Source organism: Photobacterium sp. Hal280, assembly GCF_037162255.1.
Classification (GTDB): domain Bacteria; phylum Pseudomonadota; class Gammaproteobacteria; order Enterobacterales; family Vibrionaceae; genus Photobacterium.
Window position 1 is genome coordinate 25,200 of record NZ_JARLUO010000003.1, and the last position, 20,564, is coordinate 45,763.

General features: G+C 50.5%; 31 protein-coding genes and 1 pseudogene. 24 read left to right on the plus strand and 8 right to left on the minus strand.

The window, feature by feature from the left end; genetic code table 11:
* Positions 1-54: 54 nt before the first annotated feature.
* Positions 55-657, minus strand: coding sequence for a helix-turn-helix domain-containing protein (locus P4S53_RS07525; protein ID WP_337112186.1), 603 nt, complete (start codon positions 655-657; stop codon positions 55-57).
* A gap of 215 nt (positions 658-872) precedes the next feature.
* Here P4S53_RS07525 and P4S53_RS07530 point away from each other — a divergent pair, with 215 nt between their 5' ends.
* From P4S53_RS07530 to P4S53_RS07580, 11 genes are all read left to right on the plus strand, one after another.
* Positions 873-1,085, plus strand: coding sequence for a hypothetical protein (locus tag P4S53_RS07530; RefSeq protein ID WP_337112187.1), 213 nt, complete (start codon positions 873-875; stop codon positions 1,083-1,085).
* A gap of 176 nt (positions 1,086-1,261) precedes the next feature.
* The gene (locus tag P4S53_RS07535) at positions 1,262-1,783 is read left to right on the plus strand and encodes a phage regulatory CII family protein (protein WP_337112188.1); all 522 of its coding nucleotides are present in this window, start codon (positions 1,262-1,264) and stop codon (positions 1,781-1,783) included.
* A gap of 9 nt (positions 1,784-1,792) precedes the next feature.
* Complete coding sequence (locus P4S53_RS07540) at positions 1,793-2,050, plus strand: pyocin activator PrtN family protein (protein WP_337112189.1); 258 nt, start codon at positions 1,793-1,795, stop codon at positions 2,048-2,050.
* Positions 2,051-2,059: 9 nt separating this feature from the next.
* Entirely contained in the window at positions 2,060-2,461 is a 402-nt protein-coding gene (locus tag P4S53_RS07545; RefSeq protein WP_337112190.1) for a hypothetical protein, read from the plus strand.
* 62 nt (positions 2,462-2,523) lie between these two features.
* Positions 2,524-3,030: a hypothetical protein gene (locus tag P4S53_RS07550; RefSeq protein WP_337112191.1), complete on the plus strand. Its 507-nt coding sequence runs from the start codon at positions 2,524-2,526 to the stop codon at positions 3,028-3,030.
* Positions 3,027-3,476 (plus strand): DUF3850 domain-containing protein, encoded by a 450-nt coding sequence (locus tag P4S53_RS07555; RefSeq protein ID WP_337112192.1) that lies wholly within the window; start codon positions 3,027-3,029, stop codon positions 3,474-3,476. The genes P4S53_RS07550 and P4S53_RS07555 overlap by 4 nt, the downstream gene beginning before the upstream one ends.
* The gene (locus tag P4S53_RS07560; protein ID WP_337112193.1) at positions 3,473-3,883 is read left to right on the plus strand and encodes a hypothetical protein; all 411 of its coding nucleotides are present in this window, start codon (positions 3,473-3,475) and stop codon (positions 3,881-3,883) included. The genes P4S53_RS07555 and P4S53_RS07560 overlap by 4 nt, the downstream gene beginning before the upstream one ends.
* Positions 3,880-4,110, plus strand: coding sequence for a hypothetical protein (locus P4S53_RS07565; protein WP_442958646.1), 231 nt, complete (start codon positions 3,880-3,882; stop codon positions 4,108-4,110). The genes P4S53_RS07560 and P4S53_RS07565 overlap by 4 nt, the downstream gene beginning before the upstream one ends.
* Positions 4,107-4,850 carry a hypothetical protein gene (locus P4S53_RS07570; protein ID WP_337112194.1) on the plus strand — a complete coding sequence of 248 codons (744 nt, stop codon included), beginning with the start codon at positions 4,107-4,109 and terminating at the stop codon, positions 4,848-4,850. The genes P4S53_RS07565 and P4S53_RS07570 overlap by 4 nt, the downstream gene beginning before the upstream one ends.
* A complete protein-coding gene (locus P4S53_RS07575) occupies positions 4,811-6,616 on the plus strand; it encodes a replication endonuclease (protein WP_337112195.1) in 1,806 nt (601 codons plus the stop codon). The genes P4S53_RS07570 and P4S53_RS07575 overlap by 40 nt, the downstream gene beginning before the upstream one ends.
* A gap of 15 nt (positions 6,617-6,631) precedes the next feature.
* The gene (locus P4S53_RS07580; protein WP_337112196.1) at positions 6,632-6,967 is read left to right on the plus strand and encodes a hypothetical protein; all 336 of its coding nucleotides are present in this window, start codon (positions 6,632-6,634) and stop codon (positions 6,965-6,967) included.
* 310 nt (positions 6,968-7,277) lie between these two features.
* Here P4S53_RS07580 and P4S53_RS07585 read toward each other — a convergent pair whose 3' ends face one another.
* From P4S53_RS07585 to P4S53_RS07595, 3 genes are all read right to left on the minus strand, one after another.
* Entirely contained in the window at positions 7,278-7,811 is a 534-nt protein-coding gene (locus P4S53_RS07585) for a type II toxin-antitoxin system YhaV family toxin (RefSeq protein ID WP_337112197.1), read from the minus strand.
* Positions 7,812-7,813: 2 nt separating this feature from the next.
* Positions 7,814-8,044, minus strand: a complete 231-nt coding sequence (locus tag P4S53_RS07590) for a hypothetical protein (protein ID WP_337112198.1) — start codon at positions 8,042-8,044, stop codon at positions 7,814-7,816.
* 295 nt (positions 8,045-8,339) lie between these two features.
* Positions 8,340-8,672 (minus strand): helix-turn-helix domain-containing protein, encoded by a 333-nt coding sequence (locus tag P4S53_RS07595; protein WP_337112199.1) that lies wholly within the window; start codon positions 8,670-8,672, stop codon positions 8,340-8,342.
* Positions 8,673-8,900: 228 nt separating this feature from the next.
* On the opposite strand from P4S53_RS07595, the gene P4S53_RS07600 reads away from it, so the two are divergent.
* Positions 8,901-9,083: a hypothetical protein gene (locus tag P4S53_RS07600; RefSeq protein ID WP_337112328.1), complete on the plus strand. Its 183-nt coding sequence runs from the start codon at positions 8,901-8,903 to the stop codon at positions 9,081-9,083.
* Here P4S53_RS07600 and P4S53_RS07605 read toward each other — a convergent pair.
* Together P4S53_RS07605 and P4S53_RS07610 are read right to left on the minus strand one after the other, a co-directional pair.
* Entirely contained in the window at positions 9,022-9,273 is a 252-nt protein-coding gene (locus P4S53_RS07605; protein ID WP_337112200.1) for an ogr/Delta-like zinc finger family protein, read from the minus strand. The genes P4S53_RS07600 and P4S53_RS07605 overlap by 62 nt on opposite strands.
* Positions 9,191-9,457 (minus strand): ogr/Delta-like zinc finger family protein, encoded by a 267-nt coding sequence (locus P4S53_RS07610; protein ID WP_337112202.1) that lies wholly within the window; start codon positions 9,455-9,457, stop codon positions 9,191-9,193. The genes P4S53_RS07605 and P4S53_RS07610 overlap by 83 nt, the downstream gene beginning before the upstream one ends.
* A gap of 189 nt (positions 9,458-9,646) precedes the next feature.
* On the opposite strand from P4S53_RS07610, the gene P4S53_RS07615 reads away from it, so the two are divergent.
* Positions 9,647-9,946 (plus strand): hypothetical protein, encoded by a 300-nt coding sequence (locus P4S53_RS07615; RefSeq protein WP_337112203.1) that lies wholly within the window; start codon positions 9,647-9,649, stop codon positions 9,944-9,946.
* Between the two features lie 399 nt (positions 9,947-10,345).
* Positions 10,346-10,999, plus strand: a complete 654-nt coding sequence (locus tag P4S53_RS07620; protein WP_337112204.1) for a DUF4136 domain-containing protein — start codon at positions 10,346-10,348, stop codon at positions 10,997-10,999.
* A gap of 34 nt (positions 11,000-11,033) precedes the next feature.
* Here P4S53_RS07620 and P4S53_RS07625 read toward each other — a convergent pair whose 3' ends face one another.
* Positions 11,034-12,092 carry a phage portal protein gene (locus P4S53_RS07625; RefSeq protein ID WP_337112205.1) on the minus strand — a complete coding sequence of 353 codons (1,059 nt, stop codon included), beginning with the start codon at positions 12,090-12,092 and terminating at the stop codon, positions 11,034-11,036.
* Positions 12,089-13,879, minus strand: a complete 1,791-nt coding sequence (locus P4S53_RS07630; protein ID WP_337112206.1) for a terminase large subunit domain-containing protein — start codon at positions 13,877-13,879, stop codon at positions 12,089-12,091. The genes P4S53_RS07625 and P4S53_RS07630 overlap by 4 nt, the downstream gene beginning before the upstream one ends.
* Before the next feature lie 186 nt (positions 13,880-14,065).
* On the opposite strand from P4S53_RS07630, the gene P4S53_RS07635 reads away from it, so the two are divergent.
* From P4S53_RS07635 to P4S53_RS07680, 10 genes and pseudogenes are all read left to right on the plus strand, one after another.
* Positions 14,066-14,944 carry a GPO family capsid scaffolding protein gene (locus tag P4S53_RS07635; protein ID WP_337112207.1) on the plus strand — a complete coding sequence of 293 codons (879 nt, stop codon included), beginning with the start codon at positions 14,066-14,068 and terminating at the stop codon, positions 14,942-14,944.
* Entirely contained in the window at positions 14,945-15,955 is a 1,011-nt protein-coding gene (locus P4S53_RS07640; protein ID WP_337112208.1) for a phage major capsid protein, P2 family, read from the plus strand. It abuts the gene before it with no gap.
* Positions 15,956-15,964: 9 nt separating this feature from the next.
* On the plus strand, positions 15,965-16,675 hold the full coding sequence (locus tag P4S53_RS07645) for a phage terminase small subunit (RefSeq protein ID WP_337112209.1): 711 nt from the start codon (positions 15,965-15,967) through the stop codon (positions 16,673-16,675).
* 105 nt (positions 16,676-16,780) lie between these two features.
* Positions 16,781-17,242 (plus strand): head completion/stabilization protein, encoded by a 462-nt coding sequence (locus P4S53_RS07650; protein WP_337112210.1) that lies wholly within the window; start codon positions 16,781-16,783, stop codon positions 17,240-17,242.
* Positions 17,239-17,718: a phage tail protein gene (locus tag P4S53_RS07655; protein ID WP_337112211.1), complete on the plus strand. Its 480-nt coding sequence runs from the start codon at positions 17,239-17,241 to the stop codon at positions 17,716-17,718. The genes P4S53_RS07650 and P4S53_RS07655 overlap by 4 nt, the downstream gene beginning before the upstream one ends.
* Positions 17,715-18,374 carry a phage virion morphogenesis protein gene (locus P4S53_RS07660; RefSeq protein ID WP_337112212.1) on the plus strand — a complete coding sequence of 220 codons (660 nt, stop codon included), beginning with the start codon at positions 17,715-17,717 and terminating at the stop codon, positions 18,372-18,374. The genes P4S53_RS07655 and P4S53_RS07660 overlap by 4 nt, the downstream gene beginning before the upstream one ends.
* 1 nt (position 18,375) lies before the next feature.
* Positions 18,376-19,488, plus strand: a complete 1,113-nt coding sequence (locus P4S53_RS07665; protein WP_337112213.1) for a DUF2586 domain-containing protein — start codon at positions 18,376-18,378, stop codon at positions 19,486-19,488.
* Positions 19,485-19,939, plus strand: a pseudogene (locus P4S53_RS07670) (phage protein). Before P4S53_RS07665 ends, P4S53_RS07670 begins: the two are co-directional and overlap by 4 nt.
* The gene (locus P4S53_RS07675) at positions 19,936-20,157 is read left to right on the plus strand and encodes a TraR/DksA C4-type zinc finger protein (RefSeq protein ID WP_337112326.1); all 222 of its coding nucleotides are present in this window, start codon (positions 19,936-19,938) and stop codon (positions 20,155-20,157) included. The pseudogene P4S53_RS07670 and the gene P4S53_RS07675 overlap by 4 nt, the downstream one beginning before the upstream one ends.
* On the plus strand, positions 20,157-20,564 hold the full coding sequence (locus P4S53_RS07680; protein ID WP_337112214.1) for a D-Ala-D-Ala carboxypeptidase family metallohydrolase: 408 nt from the start codon (positions 20,157-20,159) through the stop codon (positions 20,562-20,564). Before P4S53_RS07675 ends, P4S53_RS07680 begins: the two co-directional genes overlap by 1 nt.

Sequence of the window (20,564 nt, forward strand, 5' to 3'; positions counted from 1 at the left end):
CTCAACCTTTCTATATAGATATACGACATCATGTCGTATAACTAGACAAAAAAATTAATCCTTCAATAACCTAGCCGCTACCCTACCAATAACCTTGATATCATTTTCTGAAATTTCTGTAGGTGTATCCGAGAACACAACTGATAGTTTTTTACCGGGTAAGCGCTGAATCTTGTTAATAGAGACTCTCCCGTCAAAGTCAATCAAGTATCGGCCAGAGAAAGGGTCATCATCACTTAAATCTACAAAATACAAGACATCGCCAATCTCAATAATTTCAGTTTTAGATTGAGACAAGCCAAATCGTTCAATAGTTTCTGAGTCAATACTTGATGTACCAGACTCTTCTTTTCTTCCGTTAACTAGCCTGTATACAGGTAAGGTTTTAGTAGGAACCATTCCATTACTAAAAAACTCACCTTCACCTAAAGCAATTGCTCTTAAATTTAAGCGAGGATCATTCAGCGCAGCCCTAAGGATAAGTTCATGAGCAGTTCTATTGTGTTGATGCCATGTCGAGATAGTACTAGCAGGTATGCCATAGATATCAGCTAGTTGCCTGTACTCTTTTACACCATTCACTGCTAAAAGCATGTTCGTAAAATCATGTCCACTTAAATACTGAAATGGCGGAACTTTAGCTTCCAGTCTACCCATTAACGAACTCCAAATCCCCAATCAACAAGTGTAGTTCGACTACACGTACCCAAAACTCAAAACGAGAAGCGGATCAAAAACCACATCTACAAATCGACATTTCGTATTGCCCACTTCGTAAAACAGATCTATCATTCAGCTAAATACGAATTCAGTAACGCTAGAAACCGTATTAACGCAAATAAGCACATTAGCCAACGCATAAGGATAACACCATGCTCTCATTTCAAATAGTGATCAACGCGCCATACATGACATATGAGGAATATTCCCGCCATTCAGGCCTTTCCGTCCGCACCCTGAAAGACTGGGCAGCACAGGGAAAGCTCATCATGGCACCTAAAGACGGCAAACGAGAAACCCCACTTATCAATGTGATAGCGATGACAGAACAAGCAGCGCAGCAAGCTTTGAAGCAGGTTGAGTGAAGATGCAATACAACTCGAAACCTGAAATGAAATTTCGCAAAACCGAACGCCTTAACAACGCGCATTCAGCCGGGCATCCGGAAAAGTGTCCGCTCTGGCTGCACCTGTTCGCGTTTTGCGTTGTTTTCTTACCCTTTGTATGTATTTGAGTATTTAGCACGGACGGAAATCACTCAATGTATGGATTACCTGAACGTAAACAAAAGCTTTTTGATGATGCCTGCTGCGCATTTGCGGAATCGGTAGTGATTGAACACGTTGCTACCGAACTGGGCATGGCCGGGCAAAAGCTGCGAAACAAGCTGAACCCAGAACAGCCAGCGCAGCTCACCTGTCGTGATCTCATCATGCTGACCGACTACACCGACGACCAAAAAATCATTAATGGGCTTTTGCTTGCGCTCGACATGGTGGCCGCAAAACGGCCCACCGATGCCAATGCCGCCACGCTTGCCAGCTGTGCGCTGGCCGCTTCTGCCAGTGTGGGCGAGTTATCTCAGGCGGCCATTCAACACCAGGATGCGAAATGGCTACCGCGGGATGAACGCCGCCGGCTTTCGAATTCGGCATGGAACGGCATACGGCACCTGATGTTGCTCGTGAGCGATCTGGAAAACAAAACATCAGGGGCTTCACCGTTCCTGAGCATGACTGTCGATTTCATCAGCAGCGGCGCACCTGTGCCCGGCTTTGCTTAAGGGGACCCTATGAACTTTCTATTCGCCCTGCTCGCCCGCTTTGGCAGCCCAACGGTCGAGCTGAAACAAATCAGTGAAGAGTTTTTCGGCATTAAGCCAAAAACCGCCGAGCAACAGGTGAAGGCTGGCGCTTTCCCTATTCCCGCTTTCAAGCTTCGCGACTCTGAACGCAGCCCCACGCTGGTTCGTTTGGAAGATTTGGCGGAGTACATGAACGAACGCTACCAAGAGGCCGCCGACGAGTGGGCCTCGGTTAACCGTCGATAAGGAGATCTTATGTCTACTACGCTGGTCACCCCAAAACCACAAACCGCCGTTGTGCCACCGCTGTTAAAAGGCCAGGCGAAATGCCGTAAAGATGCAGAGCGTGCAGCCCTGAATACACCGGTAAAAAGCGCGGCAGAATCTATCGCGGCAGTGAAAGGCATGTTCACGCATGACCACAAGCGCAACAAATTAAAGCTGGTTTACGGCTCGCTCTCTGAAGAACAGCGCCGGATGGTTTTGTTCTGCGCCCGGTTAACCAAAAACCACCTGGATAAACCCTTTGGTGATTTCACCAATGAGGAGGTCGCGGCCATCGCCACTGGCCTGAAGTTAATGTCTCGCGTTGTTACCCGTTTTGAAAACAGCACCGGCCCTATCAGCCGCCTGAACCCATCCAATTTCTGTAACTGATTGTTGTCGCCCTTTGCCCGCCCGGCGCGGGCTTTTTTTGTCACCCTGGTTAGGAGAAAACCATGAACAATACACAAGCGATACTGGAACAAGTACAGCAGGCCAAAGCAGAGGCCGCTGAATTACTGAAAGAAGTGACCTGCCGTTCAGAAGAGAACCTGAAGCTGCTTAACAAGTGTGAAGCGTTGGTCCGTCATGCCCTGGTGAAGCCATCAACCCGTAGTGGTTCACTGGAAGACCAAGCCGAAGCATTAGCGGTCGATTCTGAAGAGCTGGCAGCAGCGGTAAGAAACCGCAGTTGTCACGACATTGCGTTAGGCATTATGCAACTGGCGATGGAGTGTAAGGATGTGCTGCATATTCATATGGATTATTCACCTCATGTTGACGAACTTTCTTTGTACGTACGCCCTGTAACAACCCGATATTTAGATGGTGAGGTAAAGGATCGTCTATTCAAGAGATCGTTTTACTTCCAACGTGACGGCATCAAAGACCTGCTGGCAATTGAAGACAAGCTGATCGAGCTGGTTGCCGAAGCACGTGATCAGGCGGAGGTGCAGGCATGAGCAATTTCACCCTCCACGAAGTGAAAATCCAATCGGCTAACTTCACTGAAATCTTAGCCGGGCGTAAAACCCATGAAGTCATACTGAGCGACAGCTATCAGGTTGGTGATGTCCTGAACATGCTGGAAATCGATGAAAACGGCGATTACACCGGGCAGGAAATGAATTCACAGATCACCCATGTGCTTGAAGGTGGCCAATACGGCCTTGCAGAAGGTTGGTGTGTCCTGTCGCTGGCGAACACCACGCCAATGCAGGGTATTCGGCTGATCGGTTACCTGCGCGACCGCCTGCAGGAAACATGCGATTGCACCGAAGCCGCTTACCCGCTCATCGAAAAAGCAGGCTGCACCACCGACGATGCCAAACGCACCGTTGAGGCTGGCCGTTGCTGGGTTGATGAAGCCAATCACTTCCTTAAGAAAATTGGTGAGGTGGTGGCATGAAATCTATCTCTATCATGGTCACGGAAAGTGAATTGTTTGACAGCCTGAAAGGCGATCTGGCTTTCACTCAAAAAGAAGCTGAAGCCTTTATACGTCGTTTGGACTATATCGAGGATGCGGCCGGAGAATGGTTTGCACTGAATGCCGACCGAGTCCAATCCACTTTGTTTTCTTCCGCTGACACCCTTGAATACCAGAAAGTGATCCTTGGCTGGGTAGCGTTCTGGCAATGCGTTTTCAATGGCACAGAGAATGGCTGTTTTCTTGAACAGCAAGCACTTGGTGCTATTCGCGGGCTGTTTTTTGCCTCTGCAGCAGCAGATTTGATCATCCCAAGTTCTATTCAAACATCGTGGCATGAAACCGTTGATATTCACCACCAACCGACTTTGGGGGAGTGGGCATGATGAACTACCTCGCCGTTTTCCTTTGTCCTGATGGCGGCATCATCCGCCATAAACAAACCGCCGAACCCATGAATATTGAACTGGGTGATTTTGAAAACCGGATTGATGCAATTCGTGAAGCCTGTGTGGTGCTGGAATGCGAACACCTGATGAAAGGCGTGATCAGTAAAGGCCCCAACAAAGGCGGCTTCCTGATTGTGGATGCACAGGAGTTTGTGACGGTATGAGTGATGTTTACTCAGCACCGGAATACATCCGCAACGCTTCAATTGCTTGTCAGAACTGGGCTCAGCAAGAGTTAGAATTTGCTGAGCCTCAGCCAATCGCACTAATTCCCGCCAAAGTAGAAGCCGATCGCACGCCGGATGATATGACCATCAGCGAGCGCCGGCTTTACAACCTGAACCCGGCCGACCATGAATGGCGCCGTCAGTATTTTGGTGATCTGCCAGATTACCTGGCGCGCTATTTTGCCGATCGGTATATCCGCATTTTCGAGGCGGAAGGCCGCGCTGCAGCTAACATCTTTCTACGTACCTACATGGGTGAAGACCTGCAGCACCGCATTAGCATGGTGCGCCACCGTTACAGGCACCTGCCAACCTTCCAAAAGATTGCTGTGATGAACGATGAAGTTGATCAGAGCGATTTTCAGCACACCCAAAAAGCCAGAAAAGGCACCCTCGACAAAATGATGCAAAAGCGCAGCAAAACGCGACGCGTGCGCATTCTGGCAGAACTGGATAAAGAAGAAATCCGCAGCCTTGCTGCTCAGGTGGCTGACCTGTTTGAAAAAGAGTTTCGTACATTGACTGAGTCTTTTGGCCCCAAAGAATCCTATGAAGTCAGCGTGATTCAAACCTTCGAGCAACTGTCTGAGATGTGCAGAAGATTCGGCATTGTTCCCCCTACTCAAAGAAAAACATCTTGCCAGAAGAGGCCGAATGCGGCATTGGCAGGCTGGTAAAAGAAAAATGGTGGAAGGACAAACTTTGGCGAGCCCGCAATATCATGCGGGAACACTTAGCTATCGCCATGGGTGCGGTTTCTAAAATCGCTACGCCATACTGCAGCCGCGATTGCCTGGAAGAACATAAAGCCCAGCGTAAACGCAACTGGGACATGATCAGTAATCACGAACTGTTCGACGAAGACACAGAAGAAACCGCACAGCTGGAAGACATGGTGCTGAAGTCGGTCGCGAACCCGGCCATTCGCCGTCATGAACTGATGACCCGTGTTCGTGGCTGTGAAGACTTAGCCGCCAGTCTGCAACTGGCCGGACAGTTCTATACCCTCACTGCACCCAGCAAATACCACAACAGCCGCAAGCGCCGGAAAAAAGGCGCGAAGAATACTTTTGTTGAGCACTGGAACGGTGCCAGCCCTCGAGATACGCAACAGTACCTGTGCCGTACCTGGGCGAAGATTCGCGCAGAAATGGCCCGGGCTGATATCCGGTGGTTTGGTATTCGCGTTGCCGAACCGCACCACGATGGCACGCCGCACTGGCACATTTTACTGTGGTTAAAACCAGAAGATGTGAAGGCCGCGAAGGCCATTTTTATTGACTACGCGGTGGAAGAAGACCGCCACGAGCTCATTTCTAAACGCACGGGTAAGCTGCTACACCGTGCCCGCTGCGATGTGAAAACCATCGACCCGGAGAAAGGCACGGCTACCGGTTACATCGCGAAATACATCAGTAAAAATATCGACGGTTACGCAATGGATGACGCTGTCAGTAAAGAAACGGGCAAGCCGGTGCAAGACATGGCAAAGAACGTTACCGCCTGGGCGTCACGCTGGAGCATCCGCCAATTCCAGTTCTTTGGCGGTGCGCCGGTTACCGTGTGGCGTGAGCTGCGCCGGCTGGCAAACCTCGACCGCAACAGCTTTGCTCAGTACCTGTTTGAGCTGAACCGCAAGGAACTGAATCAGCTGTGGACCGACAGAAATCGCGATTTCGTCGGCCCGCATATGCCTGCACATTTAATGAAAGGTAAAGAGATTCGCCAACGCCTGGTCGATAGCTATCAGCCCAAAGCCAAACTGAATGACCAGATTGCCGAAACACTGCAGGCAGCAGATGAGGGCAACTGGCAAGGTTATGTCATGGGGCAGGGTGGCCCGTTCGCCAAACGAAAAGAACACCCTATCTCAACCCATTACGAAGTTACACCATTCGGGAACGAATACGGCGAGGCAGTCAGCCGCGTGAAAGGCGTAGATATCTTCAATGGGGAATCCACGGAAACCAAGATTACGCGGGTACGAAACTGGACCATACGCAAGAAATCGGCAACCGACACAACAGCCGGAGAAAGCGCTCTTGCCTCTGGCGGCTCTGCCGCCTCTCGGAGTTCTGTCAATAACTGTACGGGTGCTCAGCCGGACAGGTTTGTCGAAGATCTGAAAGCGGCGATCCGCAAAACCATAGGCCCAACGGCTGACAGTGACGGTAATATCAGCCGATTACTGGCTGGCAATACCCTATTTACCAACGATGGCGCCCGTTATCGCCTGCGTTCCGGGCCGTTGAACCGGCAATCCGGCACCGTGCCAATCGAAATAGAAACCACCTTTACCACCAAACCCCAGCCTTATGGCGACTGGGATGGTTGGGATGACCCCAAAAAACCTGCAGAACCCAAGCAGAAACCCGATACCGACCAGCCCGACTTGCTGCCACCTGCCAGCTGGCAGAGCGATGACGACTGGCCGTTGATTTGATCAGGAGAAATAACGATGTGCTTCAACGCCTCAGATTTGAAAGCAATAGAACAGCAGGTGCAACAAAACCACGAAAGAGGAGCAACAGGGGCGACTTATCAGGGATTCAATACGCACGCCATGCTGCTCTACATCAGCGACTTTTATGATGATGTGCTCTTACGGAAAGTAAGCAAAAACCACTGGTGCCTGGAACTGCAAACGAAAGGCGGTGAGAAAATTTATCACGAAGGTGGGCTGTTCAAAGTGCTCAGCAAAGCATTCTCCCCTTTCGTCAAAGAAGCGATGTCTACACGCAAGCAAGTGCAGTCTCGCCTGGACTTTGACTTCTCGCGGTTAGGCCGGGAATGAGGGCTTCTTAAGACCATCCCTGCTTTCCTGAAAAAACATTTTTGTGTTGATGCAGAGCCTGAGCCTTGCAATGTAGCATTCGATGAAATGATTTTATAAACAGGGAGTTAAATAGTGGATTCACTGGTTGAACAAGCAGAAAAGTTTATACAGTGCGCGCTCGCGGCAGATACTGATGGGGATTATGAAGAGAATGAGAAAGCTGCACACTTTCTCCAACAGTTACTTTCACGGTACAGGCAAGAAATAAATTTATCTGGTGTAGATGGAGACTGATAGCTTCGAAAATGGCCGCAAATGCGGCCTGCTGTCATTCCGACGTGCCGTCTTTCTCTTCATCAATCAACGCTAATGCATCAGCTTCATCAAGCAATTCTGACCATTCGTTCGGAACTTTACCCCCTTTAAGCATTTTTACAAATACCTTATAAGGGTCTGTTTTTGAACCAGACTTTCTTAGCGTCGATTCGTCATTAAGCCACGCGTAAACAATGCTTTTGGGCGGGGTGCTACTAAATCGAAAGAAAAGACGATATCTATCAGGCAAGGACATTTTCTTGATCCTACGCCAAGATGAATAGTTCTTCCCGAGATAACTCCCTAAACGATAAGGCTTAGCATTGGGGTCGGCCGGTACTTTCTCTGAAATGAGCGTATCAACAGCTTCAAAAAGTTTGATTGTAGGGTGAGACAGAAGACGTTCTGCTTCATCAAATTTTTCATCAGCAAATAGAGCATCGGCTTTAGTGACAATATCGCCGACTAAAGCCTGTAATCTTGCATATTCCTGGTTGAAGATTTTGAGTGCGAAGAGGCCATATCCATTGACCTGAGGGACATCCATGATTAGCCCTCAAGTAGCGCGGAATGCTGTTTTTCCTCAACACGAGCTCGCAATGCATCAATACGAGATCTCAGTTTTTTTCCGTTTGAAATCAGCTCTACAGACAAAGGTTCAATGTTTCCTTCAATCTGAGTTTCTTTATCAAGCAGTTTTGCGAACTCCGCCTCTGCACGTGCTTCATGTTGAGCGTCAGCAAAATTCACAACATTACTTGGTGTGCGAGTTGTTGGCATGTGGGGTGCTCCTTTTCTCAAAGAGTGATATAACTCCAGAGACAAAAAATAGCATGCTGAATCACTTCAGGATGCTGCTTCTAAGTATGACTAGGCGGTCATTATTTTCCAAAAGTGTACAATAGTTGACCATGCAGTACAAACCTAGTTTTGCCTATAAACGGGCTAAAACGTTACCTATGGTTACAAAACACTATGCAAGCATACTCACTTAAATATAGATGAATACTGGAACATACAAGCACTTCTATGTCTCAGTTGCGAGATATACTTTTGAAAATATTTGCGATGATAATCACACCCTTCCCATTGCTACAATAAGTTGAATCAGTGGCTTGCGAACCATCTTGGGAAGCCGAATCACCAGAGCCGCCACTTCTTCCGGCTTCGGCTGCCTGGTTCTAATTTCTCCCAATGCCGCGTCAATTCCTGTAATACTCAATGCTGACATTAACTCTCGAAGCTGGCGCAAATCTGGTACAGCCCTACCCTGTTCAAATCTGGATAGCGAGGTCAACGTGATGTGTGGGCACATATCCGCAAGTGCTTTTTGAGTCATTCCTTGTTGGACTCTGACTGTCGTGAAGTAGCGAATCATGGGGTCAACATCAGGCTTTTTCTTGTACATCTTCAACGACCTTAGGCGATAGTGACCAGAAATTCAGACAAATCAGTCACGTATGAACAGCACCGTCTGTTCATTGATCATAGTCGCATTCTTCCTTTATCGCTTCTCGTATGGTTACGCGAATTATATCAATAAGATGCACACAATGAGGTGTGTCACAGCGACGTGTAATGACAACGTGTACAATTGAATGTACTGTATAAACATACAGGGTTGCTAGGGACAAAAATGAATCAAAAACAAGAACAAGCGCTTTACTGGCTGCAGTGCCGTGCAGCAGAAAACACCGCCATTCCCGAAGAGAATGACGGTGTTTTGGAATACTTAGAACAATTGGTGAAACGGGATATTAAAAAAGCGACAACTGAGATTGGAGAGCCAGGCGGCGGTCAGGCGTTAAGGACCGGATAAGTGCTATGGTCAGTTCGTCGGTTGTTCTTGCTGACGGACTGAGTGTATGACTGTAAGCCAGAGCCATTACAAAACGGTGCCCGCAGTTTTGACAGTGGCAGTATAAATCAGCAACGTTTGTGGAAAGCCGGTTCGTTTTCTGAATAACAGCACGGCTTCCACAGCCACAATACACCCTCCCCCTGAGCATATCCGCTTAGCTGATCTTGTACTTTTTCAGGTAATTCCAGTGTGTGCTTAAATCCTATCTCAGACACAAACGAGTGCCCGCATTCCGGGTCCCGGCACGAACAGTAAAGCGCTGCTGTATCAGCAGAAAGTGTAACTGAGCGACGAACCGAAGACCCCGATCCGCATTGGCAATAAACCCGCATATTTTTGACCTGATATGTTGATTTCTTGCTGTGAGTATATCAGGTGGGCTGGATGTTTATACAGGCATTTACAGGTTTAGCGACTCGAGCTCAACATTCTTATGATTCTTATGATTCTTATGGATCTTATGGATCTTATGGTTTTTGTGTTGTATATTTGTTCTCACTAACCAAACAGAGGGCAAAGCAATGAATTATAAAACTTGGGTACTTTATTCTTCTTCAACAAAGACTTGTTTTATTAGCACACATGTAAGCTTTGAAGGGATGACAATCGCTGGATTTAAACGTGATATTCCGACTTGGAACCGGAAGCCTGAAATGCAAAGCGAGCTAAATGAAATGGCCGCTCAAGATGATTTTAGTTTTAAAACAGATTTTGTTTCCCATGTTGATGACCTACATCAAATTGCAGATGCCATGCGCAAAAACGGCTTTCGCGTTCTAAACCGCCGCATTGTATTAAAAAAATCAAATGTCGCAGTCTAACTGCATGTGTTCTTAATAACAGTTCGCTGATGTCGCACGGGCTTTGGCGGTAGGCAAAAAAAGCCCCCGGTTATTAGCCGGGGGTAATTGCAATTAGGAACAATTCACGGTTATGTCGATTAATTTATAAGTTATTGAATCAGGGTAAAGATGGGAAGTGGAAAGTTACTATTGAGAGCGAATTTTCGATCTGTTTCCACAAAAGAGTGAAACTGAGTTAATATCTTAAAAATTGTTTGTGACATAACAAGTTAGAGGAAAGGATGCTGAAAAAGTCGTAACAAGAGATCCAGAGCCTTCAACTCATCACTAATCAGATCACAGTTTGCACTTCAGCCTCAGAACATGTGCTATTGGCTTGCTATGATAATTTTGAGGATAGGTTTATCTTGGTGAGATATGATGCAGACAATTATCAGAATATTTATCGCATGCTTCGGGGCTTACTTTTTGTCGGGTTGCGCAAAGTCTGAAGTCACTGTGTTTCATCAGCTTGACAATACATTACAGCCTAAAACATATGTATTTTTTCCCACTGAAGACCAAAAAAATAGCCTTGAATACAAGACCTATCAGAATCTTATAAAGCAGCAACTTAGCAATTACAACTTCACAGAAGCAACATCGAATGAAATCCCTGATGTCGTCATTTCTTTTGGCTATGGCATTGATAATGGCAGGGAGAAACTAGCTTCAGTTCCAATTTACGGTCAGACTGGTGTTTCATCTTCAACTACTTACGGTACGTTGAATAATTATGGTCAATTTGGTACTTACTCGGGAACGACCACCTATACACCATCTTACGGAGTAGTGGGCACATCCACGTATTCTAAAACGGAGTACGAGCGAGGGATGTGGCTGTTTATGGTTGATGCTAAAAGTATCGGATCTGGTACTGAAAATCTTAAAATTCTTTATGAAGCAACAATCAAAAGCTCTGGCTCATCTTCTCAACTTTCTAGAATTATGCCCGCAATGATACAGGCACTATTTGAAGAGTTTCCTGGAGAGAGTGGAAAAGCCAGAATAGAAACCATTGCGTTGGATTAACTTCGGCTTATGTTGGGGGGAAGCCCCCAACATACTACTTCTGAAGGTTGGTGTTTTCATCCCCCGGCAACGCCACATCAAACTGCAAATGCAAATCCCGGTACGGCGCGATTTCCGGGTCGTTGTTCACCTCATCCATAATCAGCTTACAGACCGGGATAATCTCATCGCGAGCATACTCCCGGCTGACCTTCTCAATGTCGTCAAAACCTGCTGCATTGGTGGGCACGATGCCGCCTTTGCCAGGTGGGAACCGGTGTGATACCAGCACATCCTGCGCGGTAATGTTCTTGATGCGCTCGAACTCATCTTTAGTGGCAATGTCGCCCACCGGGATCAGCTGAATGCCTTTCTCTTTCCCGTTCGGGATATTCACAAACATGCTGCGGAAATTTCCCACGCCCTTACTGCTGGCGATCTTGGATTTCATCATTTCTTCGTCTTCCGCGCTCAGGTTCGGGTCAGTCGCATAGAAGATGAAGCCCATGTGGGCGCCGTTCTTGTAATACCGGCGACGAAACAGCGTGGCGTCTTTGTTCAGCAGGGAAGACTGCATGCCCCCTACGTAATCGGGTAATCCATATACCTGTTGTTTTGGGTCGTACTGGGGCAGCCAGATCACGTCTTTTGCTTTGTATGGCCGCTTCTGGTCTTCCCGCTCTAACAACCAGAAATCGCCGTTTTTTCGTTTGCGCATGAACATGGCAGGTAACGGGTAATACCCCATCACACCGCCAGCACGGTTGCGCAGCTTCAGTAACGCCCCATGTCCGAACTGAAAGTAATCGCGGCAGAACTGAGCCATGTGCCGGCGCCGGATATTACCGCCGCTTTTGAAACGGCCGGACACATAATTACCGCGGGCGATCAGCATACTGCCGTGATAGGCGTTGGCATGGGCCAGCTGTGCCAGCCCTTCTGGGTTAATGGGTGGCTCCCAGTAATCCTCGCCATCGTTGTAGAACAGATCCGTGTATTCCGTCAGCCAGCTGTTGCTGTCGACAACTTCGATATCCGAGCCAATGGAGTAGCTACTGGACGGTATGCCTGTCTGGTGTTCGTTGTTGGCGGTGGTGATCAATGCTTCTGTCATGCTGCGGTAGCCCAGGTTGATTTACGTTTGCTGTTATGGTCGAGCGGTTCATTGATAATCGCGTGGCTGATAGCCCAGAAAGCGTCGGCATGGCCTGTGGTTTCGCTGCGCGCTGCTTTGAAGGTCATGGCGTTGCCGCTTTTGGTGCTTTCTCGCTTAATGGCCATGAAGGCCATGGCGATGTCTTTGTGTTCGGCATCGAACTGCAGGCGATCGGCATCCACAATGTCTATCATCTTCAGCACCAGGCGGTTTTTGTTTTCGGTGGAATAGTGAATGGCAACGGCCTCACGGGGGTGCTTGGCAGTCACCAAGTCCCACACGCCAGCGCCAATGCCCGTGGTATCCACGCCCAGGTACGTCACGTTGTAGCGCTCGAAGACTTTCTCAATTTCCGCCACATGGTGCTGAAAGTTCAGCCCTTTCCAGTAGTGCTTTTCCAGAATACGGAATTTTTCCAGCGCGACAGCTGGCGGTGCCACCACAACCAGGCAGGCATTATCTCGTGTGCGGCTGGGGTCGTAACCCAGCCACACTTCACGATTAGCGAATGGCCGTTTGTTGTGGGGTTTGAAGTCCTGCCAGTGGGCGGTATCCACCATGGCTTTTTCCAGCTTGGTGAACTTAAACACGCTGTTGCTGCCGTCCACGAACACACACATGAACAGGTTGGCAAAGTCGTCGCCGCTGTATTCATCGCGCAGCTCCTCGATATCAAACAGGTCACAACCGCCTGCGGCAGCGTCCTCAATGGTGACAACATATCGCCATTGCCGATCGGGGCACAGGCGGCCACCGTCGCGGTACTCGTCAAAGCTCGGGAATTCAATTTTCTGGCGGGTGTCTTTGCCTTTCTTCCAGGCATCGCCGGTCCAGAACGGATACGCCTGATGGGTTTTCGACGATGGCGTCGAGAAATAGGTTTTACGCCATTTCTTGTGCGTTGCCATGGCCGAGGCCAGTTTGTTCAGCTCGTCGAATTTCGGGATCCAGAAATATTCGTCGATATACACATGGCCGTGATAACTCTGCGCGGTTTTGCTGTTGGTCGAGAGAAATCGCAGCTCGGCACCATTACTGATGATGATCGGGTTGCCGGTTAACTCAATACCCAGGAATTCCTTGGCAATCTGAATGATGTAGCTGCGAAACACCTCCGCCTGAGCACGGGACGCGGACAGGAAAATCTGGTTGTCGCCTGTGATAATGGCGTTTTCCAGTGCTTCGGCGGCGAAATAGTAGGTTGCGCCAATTTGACGGGATTTGAGAATGTTACGAGTGCGCTGATGCAGGTTGTCACGCATCGTGAGCTGGTATTTGAACAGGCTGTCATGCAGTTCAGTGAAGTCGGCTTCAGCTATTTCGCTGATGTCGTTTTTCGTTTTCTTGCCGCGCTTTTTACTGTTGGCGCCAGCTTTCTCACCTGCCGCTTTTAGATAAGCCTTTTGCTCTGGTGTCCTTTCATTGCCTGAGCTTTGCTGTGGCTCACTTTGCTTCACCGACTGAGCACGCTGCTTTTTCAGCTTCACGTGCTTTTCTATCAGCATGTCCAGTTCTTTCAACTGACCGGGGGTTTTCTCGGGCTGATCGGTAAGCAGCACAATGCGGCGGGCGATTGCGTCGTCCACCTCTTCTTCTCGCAGCATGTCGCGCCAGCCGTATTTATCCGCCCAGTGGTAGATGATGCGGGCATTCGGCAGGTTCAGTTCCATGCGAATTTCATCCGGCGTATAGCGCCGGAGATAGAGGCGTTTTGCCGCCTCACGTAAATCTAATGAGTATGCCATGCCCGCAGTTTACTGGCGTTTACTGCGAAAAAATCCGCTTACCGTTCGGATGCATTCTGAAACGGCTGAAATCCGAATTTTCAAGAACGAACCAGCATGAACACTGGCTTTTAAAGTCGTATCTTTGCCGTGACCTGATACGTAAACAGCGATTTCGCGAACTCATCAACGGTAAAAACAGACAGCATGGCAAAAGAAAGCGGATGGATCATCGTAGCAACTGAGGGAACGACCGTAGACGGCCGGACCATCACTGCGAATTGGATTAAAGACATGGCTGAGCAATACAGCCAGGACGAATACACCGCGTTGATTTGGCCTGAGCATAAGCGTTCTTATTGGCAGGAGTTCGACGGTAAAAACTGGGGCACCGTAGACGCACTGAAAGCCGAGAAAAAAGACGGCGTGTTGCGGCTGTTCGCCAAAATTACCGCGAATCAATACCTGATGAGCGCCAACAAAGACGGCCAGAAACTGTTTACTTCCATTGAGCCTAACCCGGACTACCGCGGTAAAGGCCGCTGTTATCTGATGGGCCTTGCCGTGACCGACTCCCCGGCCAGTACAGGTACCTCACGCCTGAAATTCTCGATGGGCAATACCGAGTGCGAGCGCGAATACAGCCAGTTGGAACCGTTTGAATTTGTGGCTGATGAGCCTGACATGAATGCATTCAAACGTTTATATCACGCAATGGAATCCTTTTTTAAAGCTGGCGACACCGCGCCGCCAGTCACTTCACCCACGGCAGAGGACACAGACGTGACCGAAGAGCAACTGAAAGCGGCGCTGAAAGAACAGTTCAGCACCATGAAAACCGAACTGAAAACGGAGCTGGAAGAAAGCCTGACAGCCAAGTTTTCCCAGAACCTGCAGGAGTCTGAGCCTGCTGAAACGCAGACTTTCTCAACCGAGAGCTTTACCAAAGCCCTGCAGGACGGCCTGAAACCACTGACTGACAAATTGGAAGGCCTTGAGCAGAAGTTTACCGCCCTGAATGTCGAAGTCGACGGCCAGCGCCCGGCGGGTGAAGGTTCAGACGCCGACAAAATGGAGGTGTTTTAAATGCTGAATGCTGTCTCTACTCAATTTCTGCACGAGTTCTGCAACGCCACCGTTGAAAGTGCTGGTGCGGCAGCGGGTACTAAGATGTTCAACATCACCCCGCCAATGGAAACCAAGCTGCGCCAGGCCATTATGCAGTCGGATGCCTTCCTGGGCATGATTGCACTGCTGCCGGTTCAGCAGATTAAAGGTCAGGTTGTCGATGTGGGTAACGATGGCCTTTCAACAGGGCGTGATCCGGCAGGCCGCTTCAGCGTCGAAGTCGGCCAAAACGGTAATACCTATGAGCTGACCAAAACTGATTCCGGTGCGCACATCCTTTGGGAAACCATGACCCAGTGGGCGAATTCGGGCTCAAAAGGTGAATGGCTGAAGATGATGAAAAACGCCATCTCACGTCGTTTTGCTCTGGATATGTTGCGGGTGGGTTTCAATGGTACCTCCATTGCCGATAAGACTGATCCGGTTGCCAACCCACTGGGCCAGGACGTCAACAAAGGCTGGCTGACCATAGTGAAGGAAAAGAAAGCCGCGCAGGTACTGGCCGCCGCTGTTCTTGACCCCACAGGCGCCGCGGCAGATTCCTATAAAAACCTTGATTCGCTGACGCAAGACCTGATTAACACCACCATTGCCCCTGAGCACCGGCAAGACCCGGACCTGGTTGTGATTGTCGGCTCTGATCTGGTTGCCGCGGAACAGCACCGCCTGCTGCAGGCTGCAGACACACCAACCGAACACAAAGCAGCCCAGCAACTGGCGAAGACCATCGCAGGTAAGAAAGCCTACACGCCGCCTTTCTTCCCGCCAAAAATGATTTGGGTAACCAATCTGAAAAACCTGCAGATCCTGACGCAGGAAGGCACACAGTGGCGGAAGCAGGAAAACAACGAAGACCGCCTGCGTTTTGAGAATAACCACATCCGCATGGAAGGTTATGCGGTGGGCAACCTGAACAAGTTCGCGGCCATTGAAGAAGTCACGGTCGCTGACCCTCAGCCAGCGGCATAGGAGTGATTCATGGTTAGCCCGTTAAAACGTCAGCGAGACCAGTTGCTCCAGTCGGAAACGCAAACCGTGGCGGCAGCCGCCACGGTGAATACCGATAGCCTGCACCTGCGTTTGATTGAGTTTGAAAACGACAAAAAGGTGCTGAAAAACTTCAACGCCATTGCTGACCGCATCGTCCATAAACGCGATGTATTGATGCCTAAGTATCGCCCCGTTGCGGAAGCCTATCTGGCAGCTGGCGAGCACTATGAAAACCCGATTTTCACCACCCTTACGCTGTGGATGTTTGATATCGGTGATCTGGAAACCGCGATTGCCTGGTGCCTGAAAGCCATTGAGATGGACTTGCCGACACCGGAGAACATCAAGCGCGACTGGCCGACCTTCTGCGCCGATCACGTTTTGGAATGGGCAGAGCGCGAAGCTGAACGCGGCCACAACATCGAACCGTATTTCAGCCAGGTTTTCGAAAAAGTGATGAATGACTGGCGGTTGCACGAAAAGGTCAGAGCTAAGTGGTTCAAGTTCGCCGGTTATTACCTGCTGCGCGATCACGAAGGCAAGCCACGCCCGGCGGCTGTGGGTGATATCGAGACCCTGGAAAAGGCACAGGCACTGCTGCAAAAAGCACATGAGTTTTACGACAAGATTGGCGTGAAAAGCGTGTTAGACCGCATCCCTCAGCGCATCAATGCCCTGAAGGACGGCAAGAATTTATAACGGCTCCTAACCCCGCCGCGCCTCGGCTGGCGAGGATAAGACAGTGTTTCACTCGTCTGAATCCGTCGACCCAGTGGGCAGAGGCGCACTAATTAAGGAACGGCCATGTTCACAGGTACAGCAGCCAGCTATCAGGAAACCCTGATCCAGAATGACGGATTCTGGCCAGACATTGACGCCGGAGCGTTTGAACGCCGTCGCAGTACGCCAGCAGCGCAAGATGATGAGCGCATTGCCTATGCCGTCGCCAATGCCATGGCCTCGGTCAATCTGGAGCTGGAACGCCTGAAAGCCCGTTATATGGCAGAGGGCATTGTGAAAGCCGCCGACATTGAAGCCTTCCCGGCCATCAACGGAAAAAACCGGGTGGTGATTCAGTATGAAGCCGCGGTGTTTGCCCGCGCGAAAGCCGATTTACTGCCGGACTTTGTCACGGTGCACCAGAAGAAAGACGGTGATCACCTGGCAGAGCGCAGCCTGGAAACCAAAAACGAATTGTTGGCCGAAAGTGTTCGCATTCTTCGGAACATGCTGGGCCACAACCGTTCAACGGTGGACTTGCTATGACCCAGTACCAGGCCGGTTACAAGCTGCGCGATTTGAAAACCCACATTGAGCAGTGCGTGGGTGAGCCAATTGCAAAACAGCTCAGTGCCGAGATGAGCAACATTGAGCTGCAGTTGTCACCGCGTCATATGGGGAACGGGGTTGTGCTGGCGTACCAGCGTTACACGGCAGAGTTTTATTTCGACCGCTTCCCGTTTCAAAAATACGACCCGGCAGTGCTGTTTGCCAACGTTGCCGCCTGGCTGATGGATAACGACTCAGAGCGTGAAGAACATCAGGAACTGGGCGACCCCAGCATTGATGTGGTGATGGAAGACGAGCACAGCGCGGAAGTCATTATCGAAGTGGCGTTTGAAGAGCCCATCAACCTAATTGAAGACGAGAACGGCGGTGTGTTCTGGCAGGGCAAGCGCTGGCGCATTGCTGAATATGAAGTCTGGGTGGCTGAGCGCCTGCGTGATGTGGTGATCCGGTGATTGAGGTTAAGGCCGACAAGCAAAGCTATCTGCGGGTAAAAGAGTCGCTGGAGCTGCTGGCGCTGGATAAGAAATCACGCCAGCGGATATTGCGCAAAGTCGGCGCCCAAATAGCTAAAACGACCCGCAAGAATATTCGTGCCCAACGTGGGCCGGATGGTCAGCAGTGGAAACAGCGGCAGCGTGGCCGCGGAAAGATGCTTAGGGGCTTTACCAAAAAGCTGAAGCACTTCCAGCGAAACAACAGCTTTGACTTGTTCGTGGGCTGGCCGTCGGCGCGAGGTACGGTGGCTTATCAGCATCATCACGGTTTGTCGCAAAGCAGTGGCCTTACAGCCCGGAAACGACAGGCAAAGAAACAGAGTGAGCCAAAGCCGGACGAGCCGGCAACCCGTGAGCAAGCGAAGGCGCTGCGTGATCTGGACTTTCGATTACAACCGCAGGGGCGGCAGAAACGGGGAAAGAAACCGACCCTCAAATGGATTATGGACAACATGAAGGTGGGTGAAGCGGCCAAGACCATACAAGAGCTGGAAAATAAAACGCCAGCGAGAAGCTGGGAAGTTGGCAGGCCGGAACGTCACCTGATTGGTGTCAGCCCAAAACGTACCGCAATGATGATTAAACGCGAGTTGACGCGAAACAGGAGCAAATAACATGGCATGGCCCACCGTTATTATCAAAATTCTGAACCTGATGAATGGCCCCATTGCCGGGGTTGAGTACCACTTTCTCTTTGTGGGCTACGGCCAGGTAACCGGCACTGAACGCCAGCTGCTGATGGTGGATGCAACCAGTGATCTGGATGATGCCCTGAGCAAGGCTGATGAATCCTTGCTGACTACCGTCAAAGCCGCACAGCTTAATGGCAAGAGCGAATGGACCGCTGGGGTGATGATTCTCGACCCCGCCGATAACTGGCAGGATGCCATCAAGAAAGCCAACGAAACATCGAGCTTTGAAGCCTTCGTGTTGGATTTCCCGGCCACCGATAAATCACTGCTGGAAGACGCTATCGCTCTGCGCACGGAGCTGAAAAGCACCCTGGGCCGTGAAGTGTTCGCCGCATGTTGCCTGCCGCAAATTGATAACGATTCGGTGAACGGTGACGACTGGGCTACCTGGCTGGCAAGTACGGTGGCGATCCCGACAGACGTCGCCAGCGAATACATCACTGTGGTACCACGCGTGCACGCCGATGGCTCAACGCTCGGTAAATACTGCGGCCGCCTTGCCAATCAGGAAGTGTCTCTGGCCGATTCCCCTGCGCGGGTGAAAACGGGCAGCGTTCTTGGCAGCACGGAATTACTGACCGACAAGAACGGCAAGCCGCTCGAACTGGCGATCCTGAAAACCTTAGAGCAAAACCGCCTGGCAGTGCCGATGTGGTACCCGGATTACCCCGGCCAATACTGGACCACGGGCCGCACGCTGGATGTGCCCGGCGGTGACTATCAGGACATCCGCCATATCCGTGTCGCCATGAAGGCCGCTCGCAAGGTGCGTATTCGCGCTATTGCCCGCATTGCTGATCGGACACTCAATTCCCGGCCCGAGAGTATGGCGCAAGCCAAGCTCTATTTTACCCAGGACCTGCGCACCATGGCGCAAACCGGGGTACCGGGCGAAATTTTGCCGCCGGAAGATGACGACATTCAGATCAAGTGGGTAACCCGCGAAGAAGTCGAAATCTATATGGCCGTTCAGCCCTATGACTGCCCGGTCAAAATCACCATCGCTATTGCCATCAAACAGGGAGTGACGCAATGACAGCACGTTTCTCAGGACGCAGCTTTGATACCACCTTATTTGGTGAGTTTGTCCATGTAAAAAGCGCAACCGCCACCATTAACGACGAATCTGCTGCCGCCTTCACCCGCGGCGTCACCGATGGCTACACAGACGGCAAAGTCAGTTGTGATGTTGAAATTGAGCTGGATTTAAACCAGTTCAAAAAATCCATACGGCAGCCAAAAGTGCAGGCAGTTACCGCGGCATTAAACCGGAAGACATGATGTTTTACGCCAACAACGGTGTGGATGAAGACAAAGTGGAGCTGTTCGGCGTGAAGTGGGTGCTGGCCGATATCGTCGGGATTGATCCGGACAGTGCAGATAAGTCGACCCGCAAGATTAAAGGCTTTGTCACCAGCCCGCTGTTCGTTCGCATCAACGGCACGCCGTATCTGGATAAAAACGATACCCGCGGGCTGTTGAGCTGATGGACTTGCTTGATCATGCCAGTGGCATTGAAACCCAATTCACCGAAATGGCGCTGGCCCGACAGCTGGATGCCTCGTCCCGTAAGACGGGCAACCAGACCAGCGCGACAGAGTGCACGGAGTGCGGCGAATCGATCCCTGAAAAACGCCGCCAACACATACCGGGGTGCCAGTACTGCACCCCATGCCAGGAACTCGCCGACAAGGGGAAGCTGTGATGACACGTGAAGAATTTATCCGCCGCTGGCCGAACTTCAAACCGGAAGAATTTGCCTGTAAGTGCGGCCATTGCGGGCCGGAATCCGGCCTGAAGATGCAGCCTGCCACGATGGATAAACTGCAGAACACCCGAAGCGACATGGGCATACCGTTTGTGATCACCAGTGGGTACCGCTGCGATCGCCATCCGGTCGAAGCCCGCAAGTCCGCACCCGGTGCGCACAATTACGGGCAGGCAGTTGATGTCAGCTTAAGCGGTGAAACCGCACTGAATTTGATTGGTACCGCGCAGCAGTATGGCTTCACCGGCATTGGTGTGGCGCAGAAAGGCGCTGGCCGTTTTATTCATCTGGACGACATGGTGGCAGGGAAAAACCGCCCGCGTCCCTGGATTTGGAGCTACTGA

Coding starts and splice junctions, on each gene's coding strand:
- P4S53_RS07555 (WP_337112192.1), top strand. CDS start 3,027: ATGAGCAATTTCACCCTCCACGAAGTGAAAATCCAATCGGCTAACTTC.
- P4S53_RS07545 (WP_337112190.1), top strand. CDS start 2,060: ATGTCTACTACGCTGGTCACCCCAAAACCACAAACCGCCGTTGTGCCA.
- P4S53_RS07535 (WP_337112188.1), top strand. CDS start 1,262: ATGTATGGATTACCTGAACGTAAACAAAAGCTTTTTGATGATGCCTGC.
- P4S53_RS07565 (WP_442958646.1), top strand. CDS start 3,880: ATGATGAACTACCTCGCCGTTTTCCTTTGTCCTGATGGCGGCATCATC.
- P4S53_RS07580 (WP_337112196.1), top strand. CDS start 6,632: ATGTGCTTCAACGCCTCAGATTTGAAAGCAATAGAACAGCAGGTGCAA.
- P4S53_RS07605 (WP_337112200.1), bottom strand. CDS start 9,273: ATGCTCAGGGGGAGGGTGTATTGTGGCTGTGGAAGCCGTGCTGTTATT.
- P4S53_RS07655 (WP_337112211.1), top strand. CDS start 17,239: ATGACCCAGTACCAGGCCGGTTACAAGCTGCGCGATTTGAAAACCCAC.
- P4S53_RS07610 (WP_337112202.1), bottom strand. CDS start 9,457: ATGCGGGTTTATTGCCAATGCGGATCGGGGTCTTCGGTTCGTCGCTCA.
- P4S53_RS07620 (WP_337112204.1), top strand. CDS start 10,346: ATGATGCAGACAATTATCAGAATATTTATCGCATGCTTCGGGGCTTAC.
- P4S53_RS07530 (WP_337112187.1), top strand. CDS start 873: ATGCTCTCATTTCAAATAGTGATCAACGCGCCATACATGACATATGAG.
- P4S53_RS07600 (WP_337112328.1), top strand. CDS start 8,901: ATGAATCAAAAACAAGAACAAGCGCTTTACTGGCTGCAGTGCCGTGCA.
- P4S53_RS07630 (WP_337112206.1), bottom strand. CDS start 13,879: ATGGCATACTCATTAGATTTACGTGAGGCGGCAAAACGCCTCTATCTC.
- P4S53_RS07595 (WP_337112199.1), bottom strand. CDS start 8,672: ATGTACAAGAAAAAGCCTGATGTTGACCCCATGATTCGCTACTTCACG.
- P4S53_RS07540 (WP_337112189.1), top strand. CDS start 1,793: ATGAACTTTCTATTCGCCCTGCTCGCCCGCTTTGGCAGCCCAACGGTC.
- P4S53_RS07665 (WP_337112213.1), top strand. CDS start 18,376: ATGGCATGGCCCACCGTTATTATCAAAATTCTGAACCTGATGAATGGC.
- P4S53_RS07625 (WP_337112205.1), bottom strand. CDS start 12,092: ATGACAGAAGCATTGATCACCACCGCCAACAACGAACACCAGACAGGC.
- P4S53_RS07640 (WP_337112208.1), top strand. CDS start 14,945: ATGCTGAATGCTGTCTCTACTCAATTTCTGCACGAGTTCTGCAACGCC.
- P4S53_RS07590 (WP_337112198.1), bottom strand. CDS start 8,044: ATGCCAACAACTCGCACACCAAGTAATGTTGTGAATTTTGCTGACGCT.
- P4S53_RS07550 (WP_337112191.1), top strand. CDS start 2,524: ATGAACAATACACAAGCGATACTGGAACAAGTACAGCAGGCCAAAGCA.
- P4S53_RS07650 (WP_337112210.1), top strand. CDS start 16,781: ATGTTCACAGGTACAGCAGCCAGCTATCAGGAAACCCTGATCCAGAAT.
- P4S53_RS07615 (WP_337112203.1), top strand. CDS start 9,647: ATGAATTATAAAACTTGGGTACTTTATTCTTCTTCAACAAAGACTTGT.
- P4S53_RS07645 (WP_337112209.1), top strand. CDS start 15,965: ATGGTTAGCCCGTTAAAACGTCAGCGAGACCAGTTGCTCCAGTCGGAA.
- P4S53_RS07680 (WP_337112214.1), top strand. CDS start 20,157: ATGACACGTGAAGAATTTATCCGCCGCTGGCCGAACTTCAAACCGGAA.
- P4S53_RS07560 (WP_337112193.1), top strand. CDS start 3,473: ATGAAATCTATCTCTATCATGGTCACGGAAAGTGAATTGTTTGACAGC.
- P4S53_RS07635 (WP_337112207.1), top strand. CDS start 14,066: ATGGCAAAAGAAAGCGGATGGATCATCGTAGCAACTGAGGGAACGACC.
- P4S53_RS07525 (WP_337112186.1), bottom strand. CDS start 657: ATGGGTAGACTGGAAGCTAAAGTTCCGCCATTTCAGTATTTAAGTGGA.
- P4S53_RS07570 (WP_337112194.1), top strand. CDS start 4,107: ATGAGTGATGTTTACTCAGCACCGGAATACATCCGCAACGCTTCAATT.
- P4S53_RS07585 (WP_337112197.1), bottom strand. CDS start 7,811: ATGGATGTCCCTCAGGTCAATGGATATGGCCTCTTCGCACTCAAAATC.